Raw genomic sequence first — 15,607 nt, forward strand, 5'->3', positions numbered from 1 at the left:
TTACATCAGTATTACATTTGTGGATAAGTATTATAGATAACATATTGGTTTATTTATATTTATGTACTATTTTATACTTATCCACAATATTAGAGTTGTTTTTGAATACTGTAGAATGTCGTTTTAAACGCTGTATAATATGCATTTTATATATATGAATAATGAAAGCTATACATTATATAATATGATGGTGGCTTTCGAAAAAAAGCTTGAATAGGTTTTGGCTGTAGTATAAAAACTAGATTGATTATGGTGGATGCTTTATTTATATGGAGCAGCCTTGTTGAGATCCATACAGGATAGTAAAGTATTAGAAATAGAGCGACAATACAATCTGTGGTATTAAATAGGACTGTACAGGAAAGAAATAAAGATTAAAAGTTGGTGTTTATTATTTTTCCCCACAAATGACACAGATTTTCATAGAGAAGAAATGACAGGGTTACCACCCCGTCAAAAATTCAAAGAATTTTTGACACCCCCTCCAAAGGATGGGAATAATGGAAGCCGACCCATATGGATAATCATGATCATATTAATTGATGCCAACCTATTACCTATTACCTATTACCTATTACCTATTACCTATTACCTATTACTCATCATTTATAAATCCGTCCCCTACCCTAGCCCCGATAGAAACGGGTACCCCGCAACAAGAGTTGGACAGTCGGAGGGTTTGAGGGTGGCCAGCTCAGTGTGAGGAGTATGAGTGGATAGCGGGAAATAGCTCCTGAATGAGTTGCAAATCTGAAGCGTGATAGAGTTCGAGAAAATGAGAATTTAAGAAGAGGAAGGGAAAGTATACTAGGTGGGTCCTAATTTTTTATGGATAGAGAGATTCTAAAATATGATTAGAAAAATCGCTTGATAAGTAATTTATAGGTATAATAACCGATAAGGCAACCTACTGTATCTGCTACCACATCCAATGTTTCCATAGATCTCCCCAATCCCATTTCTTCCTGCAGAATTTCTGTAAGGAAGGCATATATAAAGATGATCTGAAAAAAGTAAGAAAATTTAATTTTTGGAAATGCAGCTATAAAAGAAAACCCTAAAGCGGCAAATATACTTACGTGCAACACTTTATCAATACCGCTGAACATGAACCAGTATTCGTGGTTCTCTTCTCCTGGTTTGAGAAGCATATAAGTAAGAAATGCCCAATAAATGGGCAATATCTTACTAAATATTTTTGAAATCTTATCCAATGATCGCCTGATAATCTTCTGCAGAAAGCAATTCAGACTGATCTGCACCGTCAGCAAGTTCTAACTTGATAATCCATCCGTCTCCGTAAGGATCTGTATTCAACAGTTCCGGCTGATCTTCCAAATCTGAGTTGAATTCGATAACCTTTCCTGAAATAGGTAAGAATAAGTCTGAAACAGTTTTTACTGCTTCTACACTTCCGAAAACGTCTCCGCCATTAAGGTCATCATCTACAGTATCTACATCTACATAAACGATGTCTCCCAACTCTCCCTGAGCAAAGTCTGTAATACCGATTGTAGCTACATTACCCTCGATCTTGATCCATTCGTGATCTTTAGTGTACTTTAATTCTGATGGTGTGTTCATTTTTTAATTTTTATTTTCTACAAATGTATTCAAAATTCTAAAAGGTTCAAAGCCTTAATAGGCATCTTCAATAAATTTTGGATGTAAATAAGAAAAACCTAATCCCAAGTATAGTAGACCTGTTTGTTTTATATAGTTTTTATAATTTATTTTTTTTCTTTTTCAAAACTTCAATTTCTTCCGCTTGCTTTTTCACCTGCTTATTCAATTCAATTGTGTAGAGTGTTAATTCTTCAATTTTCTGTAGTAATTTGATCTGAAACTCACCTACATTCACTCCTTCTTTTTCCATTTCTTTTGCAGAAGCAATTTCTGGAAGATGTTTCTTTTCTTTGATATGTTTTTCAATTGCTTCTAACTTTGGTAAGTTATAATTCTCATCAAATACGAAATCAGCTGTTGGTGTTAACGTCACTTTAACTTCCTTTGCTTCCAACTTACCTTGAATGGCCACATTACCACTTTCATTCCAACTCAAAACATTGAATTCGTTATTGTCTTTCTTAATCCCTAAACCTCCCCCTGACCAGCCGTAAAGAAAAGGACCATCTAATAAAGAATTATCGCTGTTATTTCTTTTATATTTCAAACCATGCGCTGAAACATTTCCAACTAACTGGATAGGAAATCCCCCAGCAATATTGATTCCTCCCGCAACATCAAATTTAGCCTGAGGGTTCATTGTTCCCACGCCCACATTTCCATCCACATACATTTGTCCATCATGCTTTAAAAAAAAAGTTACGTCATCCGTTCCAAAACCACTTACGACATTCTTCATAAAATACCTGTCTGGATTTCTTACATGGAATGTCTGAAGTAGTAGCTGATTTGAACCCACACCTTCTGAACTATTTACGGTCAATTTTTCGAGAGTAAGAGATGATGGAATTGTTTGTGCAAAGACAAAAGACGAAGCCAGTAAGGCTAGCGAGAATAATTTTGTTTTCATTTTTTATTTTTAAGAGTTCAAATTTAACATTTTTTTATATTATAAATCACATTGATAAGATTTAACACAATCAGTTAATATGCTAAAATATTTTTTTATAGTTATTTAAACCTTCAAATCCTTAAAAACTAATACCCCAAAAAGGTTAAAGCTCTTTGGGGTATTTAAATTATTATAAAAAAATATTAACTATCTCTAGAATCCACCACCGGATTCTCCAAATGTAAATGTAGCAGAAATACCCGCTCTGATCGTAGACAACGGGAAGGCTGTTGAGATCTTATACTTTGAGGTCATCTGTTCGTAGAAGACTCTCAAGTTTAGGTTTTCGGAGACATTATAGTCAGCTGAAAGCTTGATATTAAGAAGTCTCTGTCCTCCTGTAATCTGTGAATCGTTCAACAGGATATTCATAATAGACGTTTTACTATCTCTTAGAGAAATATCACCTCTGATATTAAGATCACTTCCTTTTCCTTTGGTACCTCTACCTCTTATGTTGGCAGTACCTAATCTAAAGTTACGCACAATGTATCCTAATCTTACAACATATTCCGTATTGGAATCCTCGGTAAGGGTATGGTTTACCAATCCTAATACCATCATTCGGTTTTTGTTATACTGTAATCCGAACTGCATATTGTTTCTCATCGTAACATCTATCCCAAGAAGTGGTGAGAAGGATTCTACATAACCAACCTGAGCGAATGTGTAAGGGTTAATCTTATCTCCATCATTCAGTTTAATATTACCTGCATCATCTACTGTCTGATAATTTCCTCCCGGGTTACTATGGTAATCAATATTACTTTGAATTCCCGTTGCAGTATATGTTGATGTATATCCATGTAAAATGTCAAACTTCGTGAATTGTCCGCTAATGATCGGAATGTTTTTCAATCCTGAATAGGTAATTCTCCAGTTTGGCAATGGCATTCCTGCTTTTTTAGGGTTTCCTATTGGTGAAACAGATTTTCCTTCAAGAGCAGCTCTGAATGCAGGAATCAATACATAAGCATTAGCAATACTATAATGTTTTGCAAATCCATCGTTTCCTATTACAGCATTAGGTCCTCCTAACTGTTGTGACAGTTTCATCGCATTTTCTCTGATTGCCTGATATACAGCAGCTCCATCTTTAAATGATGAATTGAGAAGTACTGTTGAATTCGAATAGGTAATCATGTCTGTTGCAAATGTAAAGCCTGGGTCAGGGACTCCAGCTCCATCTACATAATTAAAACCAGAATGTGAGAAATTACTATTAAAGTTATGCAACACGTTCAGGTCAATTCTGAAATCATTCATAGGCATCACCTGTAAGTTTGCTCTTAACTCTCTTGTGGACATCCTTATATAAGGGTCAGTCATATAATTAGAGCCGCTTACCCATCCATTTTCCATTACCGTTCTTCTGATATCTGCCTGCGATCCCAACAGGAATCCGATAGTAGGACCTCCCAATGTCTGACCATAACCATACCAGTTTGGAGCTGATAATAATCCAGGAAGTACCGTACCATTATTCTCTGTATAACTTACATCCAATTGCTTAAATGAAGTCAGGAAGAATGCAGCACTCTGAAGCACCGTAAGTTTATTTTTGAATTTATACTTCTTATATGCGTATCTATTCTTTTCCCATTGTTTTGTATACACATTGTTCAGGGAATCCATTTCCTGCTTACGCTTCTGAAGTTTGGTATTAATATTTTTGAAATAATTAAACTGTCCGAAGAATTTAGGAATATCAGCTGTTGCAGTGGCCTGGATAACATTGGTATTCTGTCCTATGGAACCTAAGCTTCCTTCAGGGCTTGAAAGTAAGGCTGTAGATCTTGCATTCCAGTTATATGTAAATCCATATCCTACTTCCGCATCGATAAAGTCGAGATAAGGTAAATACTGGAATGGCAGTTTATAGTTCAACTGTGCTCTGTGGTTATACAATACTGGTCTACCTGCTCTGAATACATTTCCGAAAATCGCTTTATTATCCATTGTATTTACATCAATGTTATCATTAAGCGTTCTTGTTGCAGAGTTGATTTCCAGCTTTAATGATTTTGTAAAGTTGAATCCTAAACCATATTGCCATCCGAAGTAGAAGTTTCTATTTCTGATCGCATTCATATCTCCAGCGGTATTTCCACCTAAAATAGCTTCAATGTTTCTAAATTCGAGTTCATTGTAGTTTCTGTCAATCTCTGTTCTGAAAGATAGTCTTGTTGGAATAGGATTGATATTGAATTCTTTTACCCATCTCAGATATTTAGTAGACTTGGCAGTATCACTAATCATTTTATTGAATGGTTTAATCACCCATGGTTTGAAAGTGTAATTGTAATCAATATATCCTCTAAGATACTGTCTGTAATTTTTCTTTGTATAAATATCTCTGAAATAATCGTCATTATATACCGCCGTTACGGATACGTTTTCAATATCATAAAACTTAGGTTTACTATTCTGATTCACTCTTTCTTTACGCATATTAACAACTCCAATACTTCTTTGTTGAGTATAGGTTCTTGCTACTTTCTTTAGCTGTTCTCTGTTAGGAGCTTTGCTAAACTCAACATCGGTATCCAAAGGATTGTACTTCGGATCTTCAATCGTTTGTGAGTAAGAATAATTCAATGGAATCTTTACCCCTGTTTTTTCCGGTAAAAGTTTATCTACATTGATCGCAGTATTGATACTGAATGCCGATTGAGTAGACTGATTTCTTTCTGCCGGTTTAGAATCGATATTTCCAAATCCTACTGAAGTATATGAAGCGTTGGTATTAACGGTTGCAAAATCACCTAAGTTGAAATTTAAGCTCGCGTTTCCTGCATATCCGCCATCATTTTCAATTTCGGAAAGACGAATCTCGTTGATCCATAGAATTCTGTCTATAGATACTCCTGTTTCATCTCTAGGTATTCCATTCTTAATACCAATCATAATGGTTGTTACATTGCCTAAGCTTGGACGTCCTTTGATATAGATTCTTTTTAAATACTCTCCTTCTTCAAAAGCGGGATCACGGAATCTTTGCGTAATTTTATCAGAATACATTTTATCTCTTCTGATCTTAGCATCAACAAAGTTCTGAATATCAAGATTCACTTCATTTTCCATAGGCCAGATTTCCATAGGAGCTGTTGCAGACGTTGAAGTCAGCTTCAAAGATGCTTCATATTCATAATAGTTATCCGTAGCATCGTTTCCGAAACGAATAAAGAATTTAGTTGGTTTATCCATACCAATAATTCTTCCTAGTGGATCATGAGCATGCACAAAAAGCTTTAGCTTTTTATATCTTCTCATATCTAAACTAGTATTTTTGAATACCCCTTGTGCTTTACCTGGTTTCAGTTCTTTAGCATTCATATATAAAGAGGCCTCATTCTGTCTTTGTGCTCCAGCATTTCCGCTTAACACCTGTCTGTCAATTCCAGGAGGCAATACATAAGGAGGCTGGTTAAGAGCATTCTCTTCTATATTTACACTACCAACTTCAAGTTTTGTAATGTCAGTATCTACTGTTGATCCTTCACTTAGATCTGGGTCTATTGCAACATTTGAATAAGGAGCAAGATTCTTAGGATATTTTCTCCAATCTGATCTTACCAAATCCATTGTTCCAAATCGAAGAGTAGATGTATTTTCAAAACCTGTAAGCATTAATCTTGCAAATCGTACATTATTAAGTACCGTTTCACTATGAGCTCCTTGAGTTTTATCAAAACTAGCAACTGGGATTCTGAACAAATACCATTTCACATCAGAAGACTGTCCGTTCTGGAAAACCCCTTTTACGGTTTTAATATCAACAATATTATTACTTCCTAGTGAAAGACTGGCCTGATCTAACTTTATTGGATATTCATTATAACTTTCAATCTGATCCAGGTTATAATCTCTGTTAATATCCTCAGCGTCCGGAGTTTGGGAAGAAACATTCAATGAATTGGCTTCTGAGTTTCCATCCGGGTTTCTGAAATATTTGTAACGCTCAACCAATGAAGCGGCCTGACTTCCCGTAAATTTATCTGATAGATAGAATACAAAGTCATCCACTGCTGGGTCAACAATATTTGTTACAGGGTTTACAAAGGTATTACCAAATCTCATTGCTTCCTGATCTGAACTTAAACCGTCATATCCCACATCCTGCGCTTTTCTTCCTTCTCCTTCCGTAGAGAATGCATATAAAATAGGAGGTTGTTTTGGCTGTACTCCCCAATTGGAAGTTGTTGTATTAGATGCTACTCCCGGTGCAGGAAGTCCATTTTCGTACAACATTTTTCCATCTTTAAGGATGTCTTCAGATACGTTACCTAAGTGTAATAATAGTTTCGGGTTATCTCCAAGCTTATTACCATCAGCATAAGGGTCCATCATCCAGAATTCAACATATTCAATGTTTGAGCTTACGAAGTTAGGAACACTGATTGGTCTCATAATTCCTCCCCATCTACTCACTGCCGGCTCTGTTCCTGAATTGGTGTTATAAGGTCCTCTTTCTTTAGGATAAAAAGAGATATCTAAAGTATTGGTATAGGTTTGATCTCCTGCTACAAAATCTCTGTTGTTATAAATTTCAGAGAGCAACACTCTTCTGGATGCATGATTAGACACTGACTGTGGAGTGATTCCTCCAGGAGCTTTACCTCCAACCCCCCAGAATCTAGGGTCAATATTATACCATGACAATAATCCTCTTCCATATCCACTTGTGATATCATCACTTGTTGGCGGGATATTGAAAGGAGGTTCTGTATTTTTTTCTGGTCTTGATGCTAAGCTCCAAGCTGCAGGTTCTTTTAAAGAAATTTTAGAAGTTGTCTGTTCAAAGTCATCAATGTAAGACTGGCTGTTGGTTGCCTTATTCAATCCAGGAAGAAGGTATGCTGCCTCCATCTTAAAGTTGATATTGGATGGAGCCTCAGTCTTTATCAATGGAAGTTTATCTGTAAATCTTGTAAGATAAGGTGCCTGATTATTATACATCATATTAATCCCCGCCATTGTATTGTTAACAGCTTCCTGCCCAAAGTTTACTTTTTGGGTAAGTGGAGATTCTGAGTAATTAATAACCGTTCCTCCTAAAATAAAGTGCTCATTGAATCTTCTTTCTAAATTCAATCCCAGGAATCTTTTTCTTTGAGTATTGAATGTAAGTTGGTTTTCTAATGAAATGTTGATTGCCTGTCCAGATTGTTTTACATTCTCATTGATGATCGTAACCGTACCTAGCATGTAATCCACAGTATAGTCTACTCCTTCAGAAAGCTGTACTCCATTCGCAGAAACTTTTACAGATCCCTGAGGTACATTTACTGCTCCAAGGGAAATACCTTGTCCCTGAACACCTTTGTAACGGCCTTCCATGGTATAACGCTGAGGAACCGGAGTTTGCCCAGCGGTAGGTTTTATTTGGTCATACAGGTCGTGGAAAACATATTGAGGATCATTAGTACCTAATACCTGCTGCATATAGTCTCCGAAAGGCTGCACTTTGGTAAAGATAATCCTACCGGTTTCCGGTCTGATGGTAACTCCAGGCACAAAATCGAAAATACCATCTCCTTTAGTTCCATCTTTATTATTTTGGATATCACCATTCATATTCAGACGATCCCAGTTTAGTAATTTCAATAAGTTCAGATCTTTAACAGAGGTATCTGGAAGATAGTTTACTTTACCTCCTGTTTTCTGGTCTCTGTAGTATACGTTAAGAATAAATCCATCAGGAGAAACCTGTCCTGCATCTAAAGAGTAAACGTTCTTCATCATTAGTTTCCACATTGGAGAAGATACATCTACACTATTGTTTACCTTTAATACTTTAGTAATCAATACCGGGCTTTCTTCTGAGAACTCCCCTACTTTGTATACTTTACTGCTTCCACTTACCGTATATGAATAGGATACCGCAAGAAGCTGCTGATCATTAAGCTTTTGGTTCAATGAAATATATCCTAATTGTGGCTGGAAGGTAAATTCGTTAGCATTCAGTTTTCTTGCTTTGCTATTAAAGATAAAATGCTCACCATTTACATAAGGCTGTGAACTTCCAAATACCTGTCCCTGGTAAACTCCATTATAATCTTTACCAGCTTCTCTTGTCCCAGCTTTTGCCGAAATATCATTATATAAATTATTCACTGAGTTATCCGGCATTGCTCCTCCTATTCCATCTTCTCCAAGGTCTCTGATCCCGATAATTCCCTTCTGATAAGCTAAGTTACTGTTCCCCTGATCCAATACCCAAACCTCTAATCTGGTGATATTAATCGTTGAATTGATCTGTGGATAGTTAGTTAAAGCATTATCATATTTATTTAAAAAGTAATGCCCTAAAAAGTAGTGCTGGTTCTCTTCATAGTCAGTGGCATTGACTTTAAAGTTATTCATTACTCCACCTCCTTGTACTACAATATTTCTGGCTTCACCCTGCTGTTGGGATAGAACAACCGTTCCGAAGGTTTTCCCTAACTGGAATTCTGTTTTTACCCCGAACAATGATTGTGAACCACGGATCAAACTTGTGGAAAGCGGCATATTGACGTTACCGAATTCAACTCTTTTAATAATTTTATCTTCACCGCCTTCATTAGGTTTATCCACATTTCCAAGCCCTTTCTGCTGAAGATCTTTCCAGCTTCCTTTTGCCTGCCACACGAGGTTCATCCTGTTTTCAAAGGCAAAACCGCTCTGAGTATCATAATTGGCTTTCAACTGAAGGTTTTCTCCTACTTTCCCTAATAATCCGAGCTGAATTCTCTGATCTATATCAAAAGTAAAGCTGGTCCTGTTCTGTGGGAGGATCAGCGGGTTATCTATTTTCTGGTAAAGTCCTGCGAAATCAATGGATGCGTATCCGGAAGGAATGATCTCAATTTTATTTCCCCCGAACAGGGTTTCAAATAATTTGTTGTTGATCATTACTGAAGGAATAAGTCCCCTTTTTCTGGCATCACTTTTGTCTCTTCTAAAGAGGAGATTATATTTTTCCGATTTTTCCTTATAGTATGCCCTAGTCTGTATAGCGAGTACATATTCTTTATACTCTTCCGGAGACATGGGAGTAGGAGGACCGGTAATGGTATTTCCAATTTTGGGATATACATAGTACATCCCAGTTTTTATATCGAAATAGGCCTCATACCTCGTGGGGTCTGCTATCTCGTATTGTTTTCGTATAATCGTTGTGTCTTTAGTCTGCTGTGCGAGGGCACTTACAGATATAAACAGGAACGATAGGAACAAAAATATTTTAAAATGCTTATTATTCGCCACCAAATGTTAAATGTTTTTTAAAATTTGTTTTACCAGTTCTTCAACCGAGAGGTCCGGATTTTGTTTTAAAATTCTATCCGCCATCTTCTCACTTGTTCGTTTAGGAATTCCTAAAACTTCTAATGCAGATAACGCTTCTTCCTTGATTTTATTATTCACCATCGACGAAATATTCTCCGCTGGACCACTGAATTTCTGTACTTTATCTTTAAGATCTACTATAATTCTTTCTGCTGTTTTAGCTCCGATTCCTTTGGCTTTCTGAATCAGTGCACTGTTTCCTGAAAGTATTCCGGAAGCAATCTCATCAAGGCTTAATGTAGATAACAGAATAAGTGCAGAAACAGCTCCTACTCCATTAACGCTTATTAACAAATTGAACATTTCTTTTTCCGAACGAGTGTTAAAGCCGAACAAAAGATGAGCATCTTCACGGATGATCTGCTGAATAAATAAAACAGTTTGCTGATTTAAAGTAAGTGTTTGTGAGGTCATTAAGCTGATCCCCACATAGTATCCAACGCCTTGTACATTGATTACTGTATAGGTAGGTGTAAGTTCTTGAACAGTACCTTGTAAAGAAAATATCATTATTAATTTTTGAAACTCCCCAAATATAAAAATTTAAGCTCCAAATACCGCAATAAAGGTGAAAATAAATTGTTTTTAACGACTATGGATATTTAATCGCTTCTGATAATTCTATCGGATTATTGTTTTTTTTCAGGGAAGTTTGTACATTTTTTGTCATTTCCCTAAAATTGGGTTCTATCTCATTTCCCTTTTCATCCTTAAATTTTGCTTTTACATTTCCAGAGGTCATCTCACGAAACGGATCATTATAATAGTCCAGCATTACCTTTTTAAGATTATTCTTTGAAACATTTATTAGCTTAAAGCCCAAACTCTCAAAACGCATTTTGTGAAAGTCTTTTTTCAACCCCGAAAAGGAGAATTTATAGGAATGGCTTTTATCTTCCATCTCTACAATCAGGCCAGGTAATCCTTTGAAGACATAGGGGCCTTCCTGCAATGGAATATCCTGTGTAAACCAGGCTTCCCAATTTCTTCCTTTATAATTTAATGTTGCTTTCTGGCAGTTATAACCATATTTTTTAGCAACCTCTTTTTCTATTTTCCAATCCAATTGTACAGGTTCTGTCAGTTTATATACATCGGCTGACATATAGTGATACTTTGAGATTCTATTCTGCTTATCTCTTACTGTATCAAACGCATAGTCTCCCACTGCAAAACCATAGAAGCCAATACTTCTCAGAGAATCTACCTGATATTGTTTCTCCGTACAAAATCTGGATTCTCCATCCTGGACGAGGAGCACCATTTTTTTGGATATTATTTCAGAACTTAATGAGTCTTGTTTATAAATAATATTATAGTCTATTCTCATATTCTGGGAATAGAGACTTTGAACTAATGAGAAGAATATGATGGTGATTAATAGTTTATATTTCATGATCTGTTATTTTCTATGATTCCTTCTATATGATAATATAGATCTTCTTTTTCAAATTCGTTTGGATACACCTGCCCATTGATAAAGATTGAAGGGGTTGAAATAATTTCATTTCGGAAAAACCAATCGTTCAATGAATTAAAAACTTCAACATTTTCCTTCTTATCATATCTGGAGTCCATCTTCCAAGTATCCAAATTTCTATTTTCAAACCAAAAGGTCAATGCTTTTATAAATTCTTTATCACCCTGATATAAAAAAATATTATGAAGTTTATACAAAAAGATATCTTTTTCTTCTACAGATTGTTTTTTAAAAAAAATATTTATCTTGACCTCATCCTCATAAGCCAAAAGTATCTTATTGACTATCTCGCACATTTCCTCACACATTTTGCAATAAAGACTTGTGAATATAGTTAATTCCAGGCAGCTGTCTTTATTCCCCAAAGTAATCATCGGTTCAGGCAATATTTTTTTTTCCTGTTTATTCAGTGTATTAATAAAAACATCATAAGTTCTGGCAATTCTATTTTTTATTATAAGCTGGTTTTTAATGTTTTCATTATCTTTTAAATAATTTTTGATTTGTGACCACAAAATAAAAATTATGATATAAATAATCCCATATATAACCAGAGAAATAAGGAAATTCAAACTCATCATATCCATAAAATAAATGTTTGCAAAAGCAGAATAAGAATAATTCCAATGCAGAGCGGACAGACTTTTCTGATTTTGAATAATTGGTAATACAGAGAATATCCCATTACAGGTACAACAACAATTAGTAGAGATTTTTGTATAGACGCAAAGGTTTCATTATGCTGAAATAAAAGACTAAGCACATTTGTTAAAAAATAAACAAGACTATAGTCTCCGAAGTTTGAAATAAACCCTCCATTTTTATGATCTTCAGAAAATGAACAGTCTGTATAGTTTCCGGAACACACTTTATTTATTACAGGACTTTCTATTCCAACTATTTTTCTGAGGGATAGAATAGACAAAATAAGACCACATAGGGATAAAAATAAATAGGTGAATGAAGAAATGCTCATTTGAAAATAGGCATATATTAGCAAAATTAGCATAAGACTTGCCAGTAAAAGAGCATTATGTGTATCGCTTTTTTTCTTTCTAACAACAGACTGGGTCTCATCAATAAGGATAACAATATTATTCCATTTCAATAAAAAGTCTTTTTCGCTCAGCTTATACCTTCCATTAATCTGGTAGCTCTTGCTGCTGCTTACTTTCTCGATAAAAGCAAGTTCCTGTTCATTATCTTTAAGTTCCAAAAAGGCCAGGAAGTCATCAGGAAGCTCATCTATTTCAGAGTCATCTATCTCCAATGCATAATTAGGGATGTTATTAATATGCAGAGCGCTCGCAATAGACAAGAGGCTCGGAAAGGAAGGATGAGAATTAACCTGGAATGAAAATTTTTTACTTTCCAAATGAATACCCTTTTTTTCAAGATATTTTAGGATATTGGTTATACTTTCAACCATATATTATATTGAGTTTATTGAAAGGTGACCGATTTTACATCCCATAAATTACTGTTGAGATCAAAAAAAAGATTATTAACCTCTCTATGAAATTTTTTATTCTGTGGATCTTTCTCATCTGGATTATTAAGATTAACAAATCTTATCACTCCACCATTACATTCCCTGTAAATATCTACTACATTAAACCTACCCGAATCATAGGTATATAAAACACCATTTCCCAAATCAATCTCAGGTGTTTTGCTATCATTTTTTTTTATCTCATTCAGGGATACTCCTTCATAATAAAACCCTAGCAGGTTATTATAAATACTCATATTAGTATACATGAAAAGAAATTGTTCACTGAAAGTCTTCCTAACTTTTCCCTTAAGAATATCATTCACGTTTTGTGTTGAGAAGAAAATATATTTTTTATTGATGGTATTGAATTGATAGTCCGAAAAGGTAATGAACGGTAGGGTTTCATTAGAAAATTTCAAATTATGGATACTATTCCCATCTTCATTATATACTGCAGGACTATGTTTCAGGTAATAATAATTTTTACAGCTTTGCATCATAAAGCTAAAAAAAAATAATATCCCCAAGGTTATCAGTTTTTTATTCATTATTTTAATTTAATTCCGCAGTAAATGGGTCATAATTACATGTAACTGTAAAACCAGTTTCATTTTTAAAAGGAACCTGAACTACCGTACAGCATAATCTGAATTCACAAACATTGCATGGTGTAATATCCTCCTTTTTGATATTCCAAACATTGGCGAGCTTTTGAAAGGTATCTGTTTTTATTTCTTCAGCTGAATCTGTAATATTACCATAACTTATTGTATCCACCATATTAAATTTTATAGCTCCATGTTCATCTACAAATATGGTTTTATACAATGAGAGATTATAATTTCTTGCAATATTATATGCCGTCATATTAACATCAATAGTATTAATATTAAATTTTGGCAAAAAAATCTTTGCATCATTCACTTTGATAAAAACACTGGTTACTTCATTATTAGCCATCACTTTCTCCTTAGGCGCATTAAAGATATATAAAGTTTTTAACCGGTTATTATTATATAATTTTTTATCAACTCTCTGATAAGGAATAGAAAAAGAGATATTTGTCACTCTGGAATACTCTAATAACTTCAAAACATCATGTATATCCTTCATGCTGTCTTTATAAGTGATATGAACATGCAGCCTTTTCACTCCCAATTCATTGATATTCCCAATAACCCTTTCTAAATGATTTTTGATAAAATCGGATAAGGTTATCGTTACAAACTGTATTGTAGAAGTATCCTCATTAATACTGTTGTCCGACAGTTCAGGAAAAAAAGCGGTGTGGGAATAAAAAATAAATTCATTTTTTTCCAAGAAATCAAGATATTCTATGGCTATAGCATCTGATCCATAGTCCTGAAGAACTGAAGCAAGTTTCTTATTTTTTATATCATCCAAAAAATCAATCATTGTATTGGGGACAAATTCAATATCTTCTCTCTGAAGATCATAGATCGCACCTCTTTCATGGCCTTTAATAGGAATGCAACATGAAAATACATGAATGTATTTGTCTTTATTATTCTGTAGATATGTTAATTCCATCTTTATATATTCTTAAGCAATAGATTTCCGACTGGTGCATATTTGTTTTTACCAGCCTAAATGGGCGGTCTCTTTTAATTTTACTTACATCCATAGGAGTTGTATGGGAAAAGATAACAGGTAGCAGCTCTTTCTTTTTTTCATATCCCATTTCTTTTAATAATGTTTTTTTCATGTATTCATTTTTTTTAAACAGCACGCCACTTCGTAATGAAGATTATAATTACATGGTAAAGATGTCATCCTGAATTGGCCTGAAGGGTTTATTTCCAGAAAATAATACTCACCATCCTTTCCTTTCATAATATCCAGCGAGCCGGTATCAAGTCCGAGGTCTTTCATCAGCATGCAAATTTTTTCATCAATTTCTGGAGGCAGTGTATAAGGGATCATCCTATTCGGTTTGCTGTAATTATAATTCCTATAATCAACCCCGGTCTGAGTATCTTTTTGGGAAAAAATAGCCATAGGATAATTTACGCCATTCAAATGAAAAATACGGAGTTCATACTCTTTGTCTATTTTTTCCTGAAATAAGCTTGGAAAAAAGTGACTATAGCGGGCCATTGTCTGAGGGTTAGCTTCTTTTGTTAAAAAAAAGAAGATTTTATCCTTAACATTTATAACAGTACCATCTTTTATGGACTTGGTAATATATGATTCATTAAGATCTAACGCATCAACAGTATTGGTTATGGTTGTTTTGGGAATGGTAAGCCCTATCTTTTGAGAGGCTATAAGGGTACTGATTTTATTGATCTTTCTGATATTCATATAATGATTGAGCCATTTCTTACTTTTCAGAAAGTCAAAAAAGAGATCTAACGCAGCCGTATATTCTAATTTTAAATATTCTAACATTTCAATATTTGTTTCTCCTTCAAAGTTTTGTTTGAACTTATCAAAAAAACCAAATTTTCTAAACCACACACACTTAATCTCTGATAAGTCTATCTTTCCAAAAAAAACACTTTCTACAAAAAGTTTAGGTTCTGGTGATAGCTCATAGTGCATTTTTATATTTCCATTAAATAAATCCAAATCATTTATTCTTAAGCTCTTTTCACCCAGAATAGCCAAATGCTCCATTACAATATTAGTATCGTCATCATTTGGTGTTGATAAAATTAGAATCATACTTTTAATTACTAGATAATAGATAAAGGAAGAC

At 34.5% G+C, this 15,607-nt stretch carries 12 protein-coding genes; all 12 read right to left on the reverse strand.

Features of this window, described 5'->3' with window-relative positions:
- Positions 1 to 854: 854 nt before the first annotated feature.
- Positions 855 to 1,151 (reverse strand): VanZ family protein, encoded by a 297-nt coding sequence (locus AC3HD6_RS21020; protein WP_488898102.1) that lies wholly within the window; start codon positions 1,149 to 1,151, stop codon positions 855 to 857.
- 55 nt (positions 1,152 to 1,206) lie between these two features.
- Complete coding sequence (gene gcvH / locus AC3HD6_RS21025) at positions 1,207 to 1,584, reverse strand: glycine cleavage system protein GcvH (RefSeq protein ID WP_488898103.1); 378 nt, start codon at positions 1,582 to 1,584, stop codon at positions 1,207 to 1,209.
- A gap of 139 nt (positions 1,585 to 1,723) precedes the next feature.
- Positions 1,724 to 2,536: a FliH/SctL family protein gene (locus AC3HD6_RS21030; protein WP_488898104.1), complete on the reverse strand. Its 813-nt coding sequence runs from the start codon at positions 2,534 to 2,536 to the stop codon at positions 1,724 to 1,726.
- 195 nt (positions 2,537 to 2,731) lie between these two features.
- Positions 2,732 to 9,829: a T9SS outer membrane translocon Sov/SprA gene (gene sov / locus AC3HD6_RS21035; RefSeq protein WP_488898105.1), complete on the reverse strand. Its 7,098-nt coding sequence runs from the start codon at positions 9,827 to 9,829 to the stop codon at positions 2,732 to 2,734.
- Positions 9,830 to 9,835: 6 nt separating this feature from the next.
- Complete coding sequence (gene ruvA / locus AC3HD6_RS21040; protein WP_068938969.1) at positions 9,836 to 10,420, reverse strand: Holliday junction branch migration protein RuvA; 585 nt, start codon at positions 10,418 to 10,420, stop codon at positions 9,836 to 9,838.
- A gap of 82 nt (positions 10,421 to 10,502) precedes the next feature.
- Entirely contained in the window at positions 10,503 to 11,306 is an 804-nt protein-coding gene (locus AC3HD6_RS21045) for a GLPGLI family protein (protein ID WP_488898106.1), read from the reverse strand.
- Positions 11,303 to 11,686: a hypothetical protein gene (locus tag AC3HD6_RS21050; protein WP_488898107.1), complete on the reverse strand. Its 384-nt coding sequence runs from the start codon at positions 11,684 to 11,686 to the stop codon at positions 11,303 to 11,305. Before AC3HD6_RS21050 ends, AC3HD6_RS21045 begins: the two co-directional genes overlap by 4 nt.
- A gap of 281 nt (positions 11,687 to 11,967) precedes the next feature.
- Positions 11,968 to 12,819 carry a vitamin K epoxide reductase family protein gene (locus AC3HD6_RS21055; protein WP_488898108.1) on the reverse strand — a complete coding sequence of 284 codons (852 nt, stop codon included), beginning with the start codon at positions 12,817 to 12,819 and terminating at the stop codon, positions 11,968 to 11,970.
- A 14-nt stretch (positions 12,820 to 12,833) separates the two neighbouring features.
- Entirely contained in the window at positions 12,834 to 13,433 is a 600-nt protein-coding gene (locus tag AC3HD6_RS21060; protein ID WP_488898109.1) for a hypothetical protein, read from the reverse strand.
- Positions 13,434 to 13,437: 4 nt separating this feature from the next.
- On the reverse strand, positions 13,438 to 14,436 hold the full coding sequence (locus AC3HD6_RS21065) for a hypothetical protein (RefSeq protein ID WP_488898110.1): 999 nt from the start codon (positions 14,434 to 14,436) through the stop codon (positions 13,438 to 13,440).
- Positions 14,411 to 14,611, reverse strand: coding sequence for a hypothetical protein (locus AC3HD6_RS21070; RefSeq protein ID WP_488898111.1), 201 nt, complete (start codon positions 14,609 to 14,611; stop codon positions 14,411 to 14,413). Before AC3HD6_RS21070 ends, AC3HD6_RS21065 begins: the two co-directional genes overlap by 26 nt.
- Positions 14,608 to 15,573 carry a grasp-with-spasm system ATP-grasp peptide maturase gene (gwsG, locus tag AC3HD6_RS21075; RefSeq protein ID WP_488898112.1) on the reverse strand — a complete coding sequence of 322 codons (966 nt, stop codon included), beginning with the start codon at positions 15,571 to 15,573 and terminating at the stop codon, positions 14,608 to 14,610. The genes AC3HD6_RS21070 and gwsG overlap by 4 nt, the downstream gene beginning before the upstream one ends.
- Between the last annotated feature and the right edge of the window lie 34 nt (positions 15,574 to 15,607).

The organism is Chryseobacterium sp. II3a, from assembly GCF_057815135.1.

Coding starts and splice junctions, on each gene's coding strand:
- AC3HD6_RS21050 (WP_488898107.1), bottom strand. CDS start 11,686: ATGTGCGAGATAGTCAATAAGATACTTTTGGCTTATGAGGATGAGGTC.
- AC3HD6_RS21055 (WP_488898108.1), bottom strand. CDS start 12,819: ATGGTTGAAAGTATAACCAATATCCTAAAATATCTTGAAAAAAAGGGT.
- AC3HD6_RS21060 (WP_488898109.1), bottom strand. CDS start 13,433: ATGAATAAAAAACTGATAACCTTGGGGATATTATTTTTTTTTAGCTTT.
- AC3HD6_RS21045 (WP_488898106.1), bottom strand. CDS start 11,306: ATGAAATATAAACTATTAATCACCATCATATTCTTCTCATTAGTTCAA.
- AC3HD6_RS21065 (WP_488898110.1), bottom strand. CDS start 14,436: ATGGAATTAACATATCTACAGAATAATAAAGACAAATACATTCATGTA.
- gwsG (WP_488898112.1), bottom strand. CDS start 15,573: ATGATTCTAATTTTATCAACACCAAATGATGACGATACTAATATTGTA.
- gcvH (WP_488898103.1), bottom strand. CDS start 1,584: ATGAACACACCATCAGAATTAAAGTACACTAAAGATCACGAATGGATC.
- AC3HD6_RS21020 (WP_488898102.1), bottom strand. CDS start 1,151: ATGCTTCTCAAACCAGGAGAAGAGAACCACGAATACTGGTTCATGTTC.
- AC3HD6_RS21030 (WP_488898104.1), bottom strand. CDS start 2,536: ATGAAAACAAAATTATTCTCGCTAGCCTTACTGGCTTCGTCTTTTGTC.
- ruvA (WP_068938969.1), bottom strand. CDS start 10,420: ATGATATTTTCTTTACAAGGTACTGTTCAAGAACTTACACCTACCTAT.
- AC3HD6_RS21070 (WP_488898111.1), bottom strand. CDS start 14,611: ATGAAAAAAACATTATTAAAAGAAATGGGATATGAAAAAAAGAAAGAG.